Annotated in this window: 12 protein-coding genes; 4 read left to right on the top strand and 8 right to left on the bottom strand. The window is 49.5% G+C overall.

Going from position 1 to position 12,141, the window contains the following annotated elements:
* Window positions 1-368 precede the first annotated feature (368 nt).
* The 3 genes from A8F97_RS23840 (at window position 369) to rlmA (ending at window position 1,674) form a co-directional block, all read left to right on the top strand.
* Window positions 369-485, top strand: a complete 117-nt coding sequence (locus A8F97_RS23840) for a DUF2627 domain-containing protein (protein WP_015730422.1) — start codon at window positions 369-371, stop codon at window positions 483-485.
* Between the two features lie 41 nt (window positions 486-526).
* Window positions 527-736, top strand: a complete 210-nt coding sequence (gene cspE, locus A8F97_RS07555; RefSeq protein ID WP_005968829.1) for a transcription antiterminator/RNA stability regulator CspE — start codon at window positions 527-529, stop codon at window positions 734-736.
* Between the two features lie 107 nt (window positions 737-843).
* On the top strand, window positions 844-1,674 hold the full coding sequence (rlmA, locus tag A8F97_RS07550) for a 23S rRNA (guanine(745)-N(1))-methyltransferase (protein ID WP_033071468.1): 831 nt from the start codon (window positions 844-846) through the stop codon (window positions 1,672-1,674).
* Between the two features lie 60 nt (window positions 1,675-1,734).
* Here the strand turns inward: rlmA and mntP are convergent, their stop codons facing one another.
* The 5 genes from mntP to manX form a co-directional block, all read right to left on the bottom strand.
* On the bottom strand, window positions 1,735-2,307 hold the full coding sequence (mntP, locus tag A8F97_RS07545) for a manganese efflux pump MntP (RefSeq protein WP_014699844.1): 573 nt from the start codon (window positions 2,305-2,307) through the stop codon (window positions 1,735-1,737).
* A gap of 414 nt (window positions 2,308-2,721) precedes the next feature.
* On the bottom strand, window positions 2,722-3,180 hold the full coding sequence (locus A8F97_RS07540; protein WP_033071469.1) for a DUF986 family protein: 459 nt from the start codon (window positions 3,178-3,180) through the stop codon (window positions 2,722-2,724).
* 73 nt (window positions 3,181-3,253) lie between these two features.
* Window positions 3,254-4,096 carry a PTS mannose transporter subunit IID gene (locus A8F97_RS07535; protein ID WP_014699846.1) on the bottom strand — a complete coding sequence of 281 codons (843 nt, stop codon included), beginning with the start codon at window positions 4,094-4,096 and terminating at the stop codon, window positions 3,254-3,256.
* A gap of 14 nt (window positions 4,097-4,110) precedes the next feature.
* Window positions 4,111-4,908 carry a PTS mannose/fructose/sorbose transporter subunit IIC gene (locus A8F97_RS07530; RefSeq protein ID WP_014699847.1) on the bottom strand — a complete coding sequence of 266 codons (798 nt, stop codon included), beginning with the start codon at window positions 4,906-4,908 and terminating at the stop codon, window positions 4,111-4,113.
* Window positions 4,909-5,084: 176 nt separating this feature from the next.
* Window positions 5,085-6,053, bottom strand: a complete 969-nt coding sequence (gene manX, locus A8F97_RS07525) for a PTS mannose transporter subunit IIAB (RefSeq protein ID WP_014699848.1) — start codon at window positions 6,051-6,053, stop codon at window positions 5,085-5,087.
* A gap of 692 nt (window positions 6,054-6,745) precedes the next feature.
* Here manX and A8F97_RS07520 point away from each other — a divergent pair.
* Window positions 6,746-8,302 (top strand): TerC family protein, encoded by a 1,557-nt coding sequence (locus A8F97_RS07520; RefSeq protein ID WP_015730425.1) that lies wholly within the window; start codon window positions 6,746-6,748, stop codon window positions 8,300-8,302.
* Between the two features lie 110 nt (window positions 8,303-8,412).
* Here the strand turns inward: A8F97_RS07520 and sdaA are convergent, their stop codons facing one another.
* The 3 genes from sdaA to pabB form a co-directional block, all read right to left on the bottom strand.
* Window positions 8,413-9,777 (bottom strand): L-serine ammonia-lyase, encoded by a 1,365-nt coding sequence (gene sdaA, locus A8F97_RS07515; RefSeq protein ID WP_033071470.1) that lies wholly within the window; start codon window positions 9,775-9,777, stop codon window positions 8,413-8,415.
* Between the two features lie 341 nt (window positions 9,778-10,118).
* Entirely contained in the window at window positions 10,119-10,712 is a 594-nt protein-coding gene (locus A8F97_RS07510; RefSeq protein WP_014699851.1) for a CoA pyrophosphatase, read from the bottom strand.
* The gene (gene pabB, locus A8F97_RS07505; RefSeq protein ID WP_033071471.1) at window positions 10,709-12,139 is read right to left on the bottom strand and encodes an aminodeoxychorismate synthase component 1; all 1,431 of its coding nucleotides are present in this window, start codon (window positions 12,137-12,139) and stop codon (window positions 10,709-10,711) included. Before pabB ends, A8F97_RS07510 begins: the two co-directional genes overlap by 4 nt.
* Between the last annotated feature and the right edge of the window lie 2 nt (window positions 12,140-12,141).

Below are 12,141 nucleotides of genomic sequence, written 5' to 3'. Positions count from 1 at the left end.
GCATAAAAGTGATAATCGTTTTTAAATATTGATATAAGCGTGGTCGCGGTCGACACGCTTCCATTAATGCTCAATATCTCATGATAGTAGAACGCTAATTATAGCTTTTTGTTATGATTGCAAGTGTAGCTGTGTCAGAAATGCGACATTTGTCGCGTATTTTTTTGCATAATAAAATCTGAAATGCACTTATTGTGTAATGTCAGATACGGCTTGTGAATATAGGCGTCAGCGTGCGCTATCGTGTATTAATGAATCAGTGATGATGTGAATTTGTGCGGCGTGTCCATGACTGATAAAAAAGGCCTTGCCATCGTTTGCATAGTGTGTAATAACGCTTCTGGGTAAAACGAGGTACAGTTCTGTATATGAATGGCATTTTCAGTAAAGAAGACTTAGGTACAACCTTTAGCGTTGCATGCTACTTCTCTGCCGATCCTTATCTTAGTGCCTCAAGCAGTAACGACTTTGGTTTGTCTGTATAACGCCTTTTGGGCGGTTTAAACAATTAAAGGAAATATTTGAAATGGCAAAGATTAAAGGTCAGGTTAAGTGGTTCAACGAGTCTAAAGGCTTTGGTTTCATCACTCCTGCTGACGGCAGCAAAGATGTATTCGTACACTTCTCTGCAATTCAAGGCAACGGCTTCAAAACTCTGGCTGAAGGCCAGAACGTAGAATTCGAAATTCAGGATGGCCAGAAAGGTCCTTCTGCAGTAAACGTCACTGCGCTGTAATTTTACAGTTCTGTTGCAAAACCCGCCATGGTGCGGGTTTTTTGTTGTCTGCGTTTTATCTGCACCCGTGATGCAATGAAGACGTGCTTAATGAGGAATATGTGCCGATGAGTTATCAGTGTCCGCTATGCCAGTTACCTCTGGAGCGACACCCGCGGCAATGGACGTGTGGTAAACATAGCTTTGATTGTGCGAAAGAAGGGTACGTTAACCTGTTGCCGGTACAGTTTAAGCGCTCAAAGCAGCCCGGCGATAGTGCTGAAATGATGCAGGCCCGGCGCAGTTTTCTTGAAGCTGGTCATTATCAACCGCTACGCGATGCGGTGGCGCAACATATTGATAATATTGTGGCGGATGACGCAACCGCACTGCTGGATATCGGCTGCGGTGAAGGGTATTACACCGCAAAGTTGGCCCATCGTCTCACATCGCGCAAGGCGATGGCGATATACGGACTAGATGTTTCCAAAGCAGCGATTCAACGTGCGGCAAAGCGGTATGATAACGTGGAGTTTTGCGTTGCATCCAGCCAGAGGCTGCCTTTTCGCGATGCATCCCTTGATGCAGTGGTAAAAATCTATGCGCCGTGTAATGACGCAGAACTACAGCGCACGGTTAAGGTTGGCGGTTGGGTGGTGACGGTGTCCCCGGGGCCACGTCATCTGTATCAACTGAAGGCTGAAGTTTACGAGGAGGTGTTATTACATCCAAGTAAAGACGAAATGCTTGCCGGCTTTCAGCTTATGGAACAGCAGGTGCTCGCGTATCCCATGCAGTTATCTGGGAACGAAGCGGCGGCTCTATTGCAAATGACCCCCTTCGCCTGGCGGGCAACGCCAGAAGTCAGCCAACGGTTACAGACAACCACCCAGTTTAGTTGTGAAACGGATTTCATTATCCGACTACATCAGCGTGTTGATATTGATGTTATAGATTGATCGAGAAGAATGAAAACGGGCAGCGCGATAGCCGGCTGCCCGTTGATGTAGATGTGTTTATCAGGCTGTGTAGCCGATATGTTCATACAGGATATTACAGCCGATACCAATCAGCACCAGCCCACCAATAATCTCCGCTTTTTTACCGAAAATCGGGCCGATATAGCGGCCAATCATCATACCAAGCGTGACCATAATCATGGTGGCGCAGCCAATAACCATCGCAGTATGGAGAATATTGACCTGGAGGAAAGCCAAACCAACACCAATCGCCATGGCATCCAGGCTGGTGGCAATCGCGGTGCAGATTAACAGTGCCAGACTATGATTTTTGACCTTTTCGCAGCGGCAGTCTGAAGAGCCTTTGAATCCTTCAATGACCATGCGGCCACCGAGGATCAATAACAGCGTAAAGGCAACCCAATGATCCCATTCGAGAATATATTGGCTGGCAAAAAAACCAAGCGCCCAACCGATGAGTGGGGTAATCGCTTCGATAACGCCAAAAATGAGACCCGTCCAGATCGCATCACGGAAACGGGGGTTATGCAGGACGGCACCTTTACCGATTGACGCGGCGAAGGCATCCATTGACATACCAAATGCTAGGATAAGTGTTGCTGACATATTCATTGTAAAATAGCCTCGGCTGGACGATTAACCATATACACGCAGATCATCCCCAACCCGAATGATGATACTACGTGTCTATGGTCTCGCCTTCCAATCGTGCTTGGCCGCCCGCACCACGTTTTATACTCCAATAATATGGAGATAGAACGAGTATGTTGATACGAGCATTTCTGAAAATTGACTAATCAGAAACCGGCTACTCCCCAATGACGGCGCAACCTTACCATATTATTTATGTTGCAAACAACACCAAAAGTTTTAAGTGTTAATAATGCAATTGATAATTATTTTCATTTGGTTCTTTGCGACAAAATGTTGTGTGAAATAACACCAGATTTATTGAGGTTAAAATACCATCGAAATGGAAGGTGTATATCTCAGGCTATTTTAAATAATTTGAATGGAAAACTGAATTCATTGATTATCAACCATAAATTTATATATTTTTTCTAAATCGTCGAGCTGAGTAACCTGTATCAATAAACGACGTTTCTCAAGATCGATAACTAATACGCCATCCTCAGATAAATTCATATTCTTAATTCTGGTATAAGGAATGAATAAATTTGCATAAAAGAAACCGGCTGATTTAAAAATTAGTTTTGGGCGACGAATATAAGCCAGATAGCACGCCATGAAGGCCAGTGAAATCAAAAGATAAGTTGTGATAATGGCACCATTACTCATCACATTTTGATAAATAAGAATACCCACTAAGCCGATGAAAATCAGGGTGTCGAGTCGATTAATCCTCTTCAGGGGGATGATCAGTTGTGTTTTCCCTTTGAGTTTATCCATGATGAATTCGTCATAGAGGGCATAAACCAGTGCTAAAACAATCAACCCCATCAGCGTGATGTCTGTCATCGTCATCCGTATTATCCTTATCCGTTACATCTCAGAGAATAAAGCCTAGCCAGGCACATTTGTGCCTGGCTAGTAAACATTACACGCCGAGCAGGCCAATCCAATATCCGAAGATACCAATGGCGAAGAAGCCCATAATCAACCACAGCGCGTTCACCTTGCGCCGTAATAGCCACATACAGCCGAACGTCAGCAGTAGGGGAACGAGCCCCGGCATGAGTTGGTCAAGGATGGATTGAACCGTGGTGACGGTGGTTTCTCCATTCTGATTCGTCACCGTCGACACCACCATCGGAATGTTGACGTGAGTCCATTTATTGACCAATGCCCCCATAACGAACAAACCGAGGATAGACGCAGCTTCGGTCATTTTTTGCAGGAAACCGCCACCCATATCACTGACGATATCGATCCCTTTACGGTAGCCGTAGGCGACGCCATAATAACGCACTAATAGGCGAACCAGATTAAACAAGACGAAGAAGAGGACGGGTCCCAACAAGCTGCCGCTCATGGCAATCCCCGCGCCTAACGCCGCGAATACTGGGCGCGCGGTGCCCCAGAATATCGGATCGCCAACGCCCGCCAATGGCCCCATTAACCCGACTTTCAGGCCGTTTATCGCCGCGTCGTCAATCGGTGCGCCGTTTGCGCGTTGCTCTTCCATCGCCATCGTTACGCCGAGTACCGGCGCAGCAACAAAAGGCTGCGTATTGAAGAACTCAAGATGGCGTTTAATCGCTTGTTTACGCTCTTCCGAATTTTCAGGATAAAGACGGCGAATCACTGGCACCATGGAAAAACAGAAGCCGAGTGCCTGCATACGTTCAAAGTTCCAGGAGCCTTGAAACAGGTTGGAACGGATAAACACCGCGCGGATGTCGCTGTCAGTGAGTTTTTTGACATTCGTATTTTCGACCATTTCTCTCACTCCTGTTAATCCAGTTCATTATCAAGACCGTTATTGCCTGATGTAACAGACTGGCCTTGAACCTTGTTATATTTCGGGCTGAGCTGGATATACAGCACTGCCATCACAATACCGATTACGCCCAGCGCCACCAGGTTGAACTCTGTGAACGCCGCGGTAACGAAGCCAAGATAGAAGAACGGCATCAGGTAGCCCGCGCGCATCATGTTGATGACCATCGCGTAACCGACGACGACAATCATCCCACCCGCGATATTCAAGCCGTTGGTGACAACGTCCGGGATGGAGTTCAGCAGGGCGTGAACGGCGTCAGTACCGACAGAGACCGCGACAATAACCGCCGGGATGGCGATACGCATGGCTTGAAGCAGCAGAGCGGATACGTGAATCCAACTGATGGCCGTCAGGTTACCTCGCTCAGCCGCGCTGTCTGCCGCATGCTGGAATGCCACCGTGATGGTACGGACAATAATGGTTAAGACCTGGCCAGCAGCGGCGAGCGGGATCGCCAGAGCAATCCCTGCACCGATTCCCTGACCACCGGCAATTACCAGAATGGTTGAAATAATGGAAGCTAGCGCTGCATCGGGTGCCACTGCCGCACCGATGTTCATCCAGCCTAATGCGATCATTTCCAGCGTACCGCCAATAATGATCCCGGTTTTTAAATCACCTAATACTGCACCAATTAGCGTACAAGCGACGAGTGGACGGTGGAACTGGAATTCATCGAGAATCGAACCCATCCCCGAAACACATGCGACGAGAAATATCAGCACAATTTGAAGTGTGGTGATCTCCATCGTACTTCTCCTATAAAATGTGTCTGAGTAAAATAAATCGCCATCCCCATTGATTTTCTATGTCGACGTAAAGCGTATCAATATCGATATAAAGGCATATCTTGAAAATCGTCAGGTCTATAAAACTATTATTGATGGTGATGTTAGCGTTAATAACCTTCACATCGTGACGGGTATCAACGCGGCATTTTGTTAATCAAGTCCATCATTTTAATTCGGGAGTCGGTTGATACTTTCCGAACTTCCAGTTCAATCCCGCGTTTATCTAATTCACGGAATGCTGCAATATCCTTTTCATCGATAGAGACAGCATTATTTACCTGCGTTTTCCCCTGTTTGAATGCCATCCCGCCAATATTGACTGAGGGGATTTTTACGCCATTTTCGATCAGCGTTAATACATCGGTTGGATTGGTGAACAGCAACATTACGCGATCGGCGGCATATTTCGGGTTGTCATAGACACGAACGGCTTTTGCCACATCCACGACGTGTGCGGTAACGCCCGGTGGCGCAACCTGAGTCAGCAACGTTTTACGCACGTGATCGGCAGCGACTTCATCGCTGACAACAATAATGCGCGAAACATTGGTTTCTTTCGTCCAGCGGGTGGCGACTTGGCCATGAATCAGACGGTCGTCGATACGTGCCAACCCGATCTTCATATGTTCACCGGACCCTATCGGTGTGGGGACGGTGTTGGCTTTGGAGGGAGGTGGAGGAGAAGGGGGGACTGTTTTGGGTTTTTCCTGGTGCTTCAGCGCTTTTACGCCATCCCTGCCAGCTTCTAGTGCAATAGCAACCAAATCGGAGAAGGACGGATTATCATCCCGAGCCATAAAGGTTTCCGCCAGCATGGGGATATTTACGCCAGCGATAACATCATGGTTTTCCTTGTCGGTGACGAGGCGACTGGCGGCGTTGAACGGGCTGCCGCCCCAGGTATCAACGAGAAACAGCACGCCCTGCGATGTGTCTAATTGCGTGAGTTTTTCCTGATATTTTTCTATCAAAGTTTCGGCGTTTTCTCCAGGGACGAAATCGATCCAGGCGACATTACTTTGTTCGCCAAGAATCATTTCTGCTGTCTTTAACAGCGGTCCCGCAGTGGCGCCGTGAGTGCATAACATAATGGCAATACTCACTTGCTACCTCCTCACGTTCACGATCAAAAAGAGTCAATGTGTCAGGAAACAGGGTTAACGTCGGAGCTACTGAGCGTTAACCGTCGCGGTATTTTCGCGTCATACTTCAAGTTGCTTGTGCGTTGGCTTACTCGTTCACCTCAGTCACTTACCTATGTAAGCTTCCGAGGATTCACTGTGTTGCCGCCTCCCTGCAACTCGAATTATTTAGCGTATAGTATGGCTGCAAGAAAAAATTTTACCGTGGATTCATGACATTTCACCGTGTTCCTCCAGGTTGTCAGGCGAGAAATCGTGGCTGACAGATTTATTTTAGTTATCGAAAAAATAAATAGTGTGATGATGCTCTAATGCTGACCAGTTAAGCAGGGGACTAAAAGGGGGCAAAACGGGAAAATTTGAGCGCCTTATCAATGCGAAGCCAGTCTAAGAAATTCTTTGTGAAAAATGGTAACAACCTGTTAAAGTAAACGTCCCTTAAATTGCTTAGGAGCACCGGGCATCAGCCCTTCCCATGGACTGTCACCGACAAAACGTTCTCTGTTTTCCCGCTAATGCTGGCGGTTTTCTGTACCCAGTTGGTCACTCAGACCACATTCAGAATCTCTCTGATTCACACCAACTCTTTTTATTACCATTCAATGCGGCTCATGCATTGATGTCATCTGCTCGTTCATTTTCTGGAGTCTGACATGGAATTTTTGCTAGATCCTTCAATCTGGGCAGGCCTATTGACGTTGGTGGTACTGGAAATTGTTCTTGGTATCGACAATTTGGTGTTTATCGCCATTTTGGCAGATAAATTACCCCCCAAGCAGCGAGATAAGGCCCGCATTATCGGTTTAAGCCTGGCGTTGTTCATGCGTCTGGGCCTGTTGTCTTTGATTTCCTGGATGGTCACACTGACGCGCCCACTGTTTAGCGTTGGTGACTTCAGCTTCTCGGGTCGTGACCTGATTTTGCTGTTCGGCGGTGTATTCCTGCTGTTTAAAGCCACGATGGAGTTGCATGAACGGCTAGAAAATAAGACGCATGAAGGCAATGGCAATCGCGCTCATGCTAATTTCTGGGCCGTCGTTGCGCAGATCGTCGTGTTGGATGCCGTGTTCTCGCTGGATGCTGTGATTACCGCAGTAGGGATGGTGAATCACCTGGGCGTCATGATGACGGCGGTGATTATCGCGATGGGCGTTATGCTGGTTGCGTCTAAGCCGCTGACCAACTTCGTCAACGCGCACCCCACGGTGGTGGTTCTGTGCCTCAGCTTCTTGTTGATGATTGGTCTGAGCCTGATGGCGGAAGGCTTTGGCTTTCACATTCCGAAAGGTTACCTGTATGCCGCAATTGGTTTCTCTATCCTGATCGAACTGTTTAACCAAATTGCCCGTCATAACTTTATGAAGCATCAGTCGCACCGTCCTTTGCGTGAACGTACCGCAGAGGCCATTCTGCGCCTGATGGGCTCACGGAAAAATACGGACGATGTGGAGGCGGGTGAACCACAGAAGAAACTCACGAAAGAGGAATTCGCCGAAGAAGAGCGCAATATGATCAGCGGTGTGCTGACGTTAGCCTCACGTTCGCTGCGTAGCGTGATGACACCACGTACCGAAATTTCCTGGGTGGATAGCGCCAGTTCGGTCGAACAAATCCGTATGCAATTGCTGGATACGCCTCATAGCCTGTTCCCAATATGTCGCGGTTCTCTGGATGAAATTATCGGCGTCGTCCGTGCTAAAGATCTGCTGGTGGCGCTGGAAACACAAACCGATGTGGAAAATTTTGCCGCCGCTAATCCGCCGATTGTCGTACCGGAGACGCTGGATGTGATTAATCTGCTGCCGGTTCTGCGCCGCGCGAAAGGCAGCCTGGTCATCATCGCCAACGAATTTGGCGTGGTGCAAGGGTTGGTGACCCCGTTGGACGTGCTGGAAGCCATCGCGGGTGAGTTCCCGGATGAAGACGAAACGCTGGATATTATCCCAGACGGTGAAGGCTGGCTGGTGAAAGGCGGAACAGATCTGCACGCGTTACAACAGGTAGTGGATAGCAGCGATTTGGTTGATCCAAAGGAAGAGTATGCGTCATTGGCAGGCATGCTGCTGGCGCACAGCGATGAATTCCCGAAAGTCGGCGAGGTCATCGAGTTGTACCACTTGCGCTTCCAGATCATTGACGTCTCCGAATACCGGATTGAACTGGTGCGAGTAGAACGCATTGTCGATCGGGAAGAGGATGAAGACGCGTAATTAGCGCTTTGTGAGTTGATGGTAAAATGAAGCCCCGCCAATGTGGTGGGGCTTTTTTATGATGGAAGTAATCCGGATCGGGGTGAAAACGGATTAATCACTCTGCACTGTTAATCACACTGTACTTTGATCGCCAGCCCGCCTCGTGAAGTTTCGCGGTATTTGGCGTTCATGTCTTTCCCCGTTTCATACATAGTTTCAATCACCTTATCCAGCGAGACGCGTGGTTCACTGGTGCGGCGGGTGGCCATACGTGCAGCGTTAATCGCCTTAACGGAAGCTATCGCGTTACGTTCGATGCACGGAACTTGTACCTGACCCGCAACAGGATCGCAGGTTAAGCCTAAGTTGTGTTCCATACCGATCTCGGCGGCGATACAAACCTGTTCTGGGCTCGCGCCCATTAGCTCTGCCAGTCCAGCCGCGGCCATGGAGCAGGCCACGCCCACTTCACCTTGACAACCCACCTCGGCACCGGAGATGGAGGCGTTCATTTTGTACAGAATGCCGACCGCGCCAGCCGCGAGAAAATAACGAATATAAATGGTCGGGCTAACCGGCTCGATGAAGTGATCGTAATAGGCAAGAACAGCAGGAACGATACCGCAAGCGCCATTTGTTGGTGCGGTAACCACGCGGCCACCTGCGGCGTTTTCTTCGTTCACCGCCAGCGCGAACATATTAACCCAGTCCACTACGTTCATCGGGTCGTTGGACAATTTATCGGAAGACACCAGCATACGACGTAACGGAGATGCACGGCGTGGTACGCGCAGTGGCCCAGGCAACACGCCTTCGGTGTTCATGCCGCGATCGATACAAGCACGCATCGTTTGCCAGATATCGGCAAAATACGCCTCAATCTCCTGCTGGCTGTGCAATGCCAGCTCGTTACGCATCACCATTCCGGAAAGTGACAGGCCGCTCTGTTTGCAGTGTTCCAACATCTCTTTGGCAGAATGGAAGGTATAGGGAACGGATACGTCAGTGGTGGCGTCTTTGCCAAAATTCTCGGCATCAACGATGAATCCCCCCCCGATGGAGTAATAGGTTTTGCTATAAATTTCTTTATTGCTGGCAAAAGCGGTGATCGTCATGCCGTTTTCGTGCAGCGGTAAATTCTCGCTGCGGAAAACCATACCGCCTTCGCGGGGGAAATCCACCTCGTGCTGCCCGTTAGCCAGCAGCAGGCGTTCGTGTTGTTCAACATCGCGGATAAAGCCAGGAATGGCATCAATATCAACGGTATCAGGCATGTTGCCCGCCAGACCCATGATGATAGCGATATCCGTGTGGTGGCCTTTACCCGTCAGCGACAGCGATCCATAAACGTCGACGGCAATACGCGTGGTCGCGTTCAGTAAATTTTGGTTGATCAATTCATCGACAAATTGCTTGCCGGCTTTCATCGGTCCAACCGTATGAGAGCTAGAGGGGCCAATACCGATCTTAAACATGTCGAAAACACTTATCACACCAAACTCCTCTGAGACTCAGAGCCGTACCCGCTATTTTCTGGCCGCCAGTTTTCGCTTCTGGCGAGACATGACCTGAATTGTAGTGGAGATATGCCCAAATATTAGAATAAAACTCGTTAAAACGCGCTATTGTAGTGTGGAATATGTTGCGTGGCTTTCTTTTTCGCATGAAATAAACTTATGCCAATGCATAATTTAACTTATCTCAAACACGACGTAAGCCATTGTATATAATATGAATGAATGATTTTTGAGCGAAGGGCCAGTTTTTAACGTAAGGATATTTGGTGAAGGAAAAGAAGTGACGCGTTAAAAAGCCGCCGAGCACGGCCTTGAGCTTAGGGCCTGTCGGAAATCTGTAACGCAAGCTGGTGGATGATGGCGGCAGTCAGTCCCCAGACAAACTGCTGCTGATACCAGGAGAGATAAACTCGGTGCCGTTGCTGCTTGCGCTCAATATCCAGCGGGTAGTAGCGCGTCAGCGCGAAAGCTTCATCCAGTGGCATTTCAAACAGCTCGGCGACTTCATCTTCATTGGGGTGGAAGCGAGTCTGTGCGGCGATCAGCCCGACGACAGGCGTGACCTGAAAGCCACTGACGCTGTCCAACGGCGGTAAGATGCCCAACACCTGAACATTCTCCGGTGGGATTGCCACTTCTTCCTGCGCTTCACGCAGCGCGGTTTCGATGATCGAACGATCCGTTTTATCTGCCGCACCGCCGGGGAACGCCACTTGCCCGGCATGCTTACGCAGGTCGGTAGACCGCCGGGTCAAGAGCAGCGTGGGGGTAGGGTGACAGATAATCGGCACCAGAACCGCCGCCTGACGTTGTTGATGCACTGGCCGCAGCGGTGGAGGAAGCTGTAACTGAAAGCGCGTAATAAAGTCATTCAGCGCAAACGACGCTGGCGGCAAGGCGATCTCACTCATTTATTTAGTACCTGAATTATCTGGGAATCCTCCAGCAGGGGAAGAATACGGCCCACTTTATCAAACGTTTCCTGATATTCCGCCTGTTCCTGACTGTCGGCAACAATACCGCCACCCGCCCAGCAGTAGATTCTGCCGCGTTCGGTTAATAACGTCCTGATGGTGATATTGGTGTCCATGGTTCCGCACAGGCTAATGTAGCCAATGCTGCCGCAGTAGGCATTCCGACGCTGAGGTTCCAACTCTTCAATAATCTGCATGGCACGGATTTTTGGTGCGCCAGTGATCGACCCGCCGGGGAAACAGGCGCGTAGCAGCGTGGTCGCAGGGCAATTTTCTGGTAGCTGTGCTTCAATCGTGCTGACCAGATGGTGTACTGCGGGAAAAGGCTCAACGACAAACAGTTCTGGCACGCGAACGCTACCCGGAACCGCAACGCGACCGATATCGTTACGCAGGAGATCGACAATCATCAGGTTTTCTGCACGATCTTTCTCTGAACGGGCGAGCCGGTCCGCCTGTTGCTTATCTGCATCCGGGTCTGGGAGTCGCGGTAATGTGCCTTTAATCGGGCGCGTTTGGATGCGGTTATTTTCCAGCCAGAGAAAGCGTTCCGGCGACACGCTGATCACGGTATTTTCCGGCAGGCACAGAAAAGCAGAAAAGGGGGCTTTATTTCCTGCGGACAAGCGTAAAAACGCCTGCCATTCATCGCCAGCGTAAGCCGCAGAAAAACGCTGTGCCAAATTGACCTGATAGCAATCGCCCGCCAGAAGATAGTCCTGTATTTTGCGGAATTTTTCGCCGTATTCGGCGCGTGACATATTTGGCTGCCAGTTGCTGTTCAGGCTGAAATTGACTTGCGTCTCGTTGACTGGCGAGGTTGCTAACCAATCGAGTCGCGCCTGAAGGGAATGATGTACGATCAGCGTTAATGTTTGCCTGTGGTGGTCGGCAATCAGCGCCCAATCGTATAAACCAATCGCCATATCCGGCAGGTCAATATCCTGGTCGGCCTGAGTGGGCAACGTTTCAATCTGACGTCCCAAATCATAACCGAACAGACCTAATGCGCCGCCCTGAAAGGGAAAATCAGGATGTGCTTCGACGGGTAATGACAGCGTATCAAGCTGCTGTTGCAGCAGGATAAATGGGTCACCCTCTACGGTGTTCGTTACGCCGTCACTTATGATTTCGGTCTCGCTTCCGCGGGTACACAGCGTGACGCGCGGGTCAGCGACCATGATGTCAAAACGATTGTGCGGATGATCGGCAAACCCAGAATGCAGCAACATAGCCCACGGCTGTTGGGAAAAGGGGGCAAAGCGATCGAGCAGAACATTCGGGTAATATGGCAGCGCGTGATAGACAACGGCGGAGCCCGAATCGCTGGTATTGGTCACGTGAATCGTGTTGGCGGCAGTCATGT

The organism is Pectobacterium parmentieri (genome assembly GCF_001742145.1).
GTDB classification, from domain to species: Bacteria; Pseudomonadota; Gammaproteobacteria; order Enterobacterales; family Enterobacteriaceae; genus Pectobacterium; species Pectobacterium parmentieri.
Note: the sequence above shows the minus strand (reverse complement) of the source record. Positions and strands in the feature narration are given on the sequence as shown.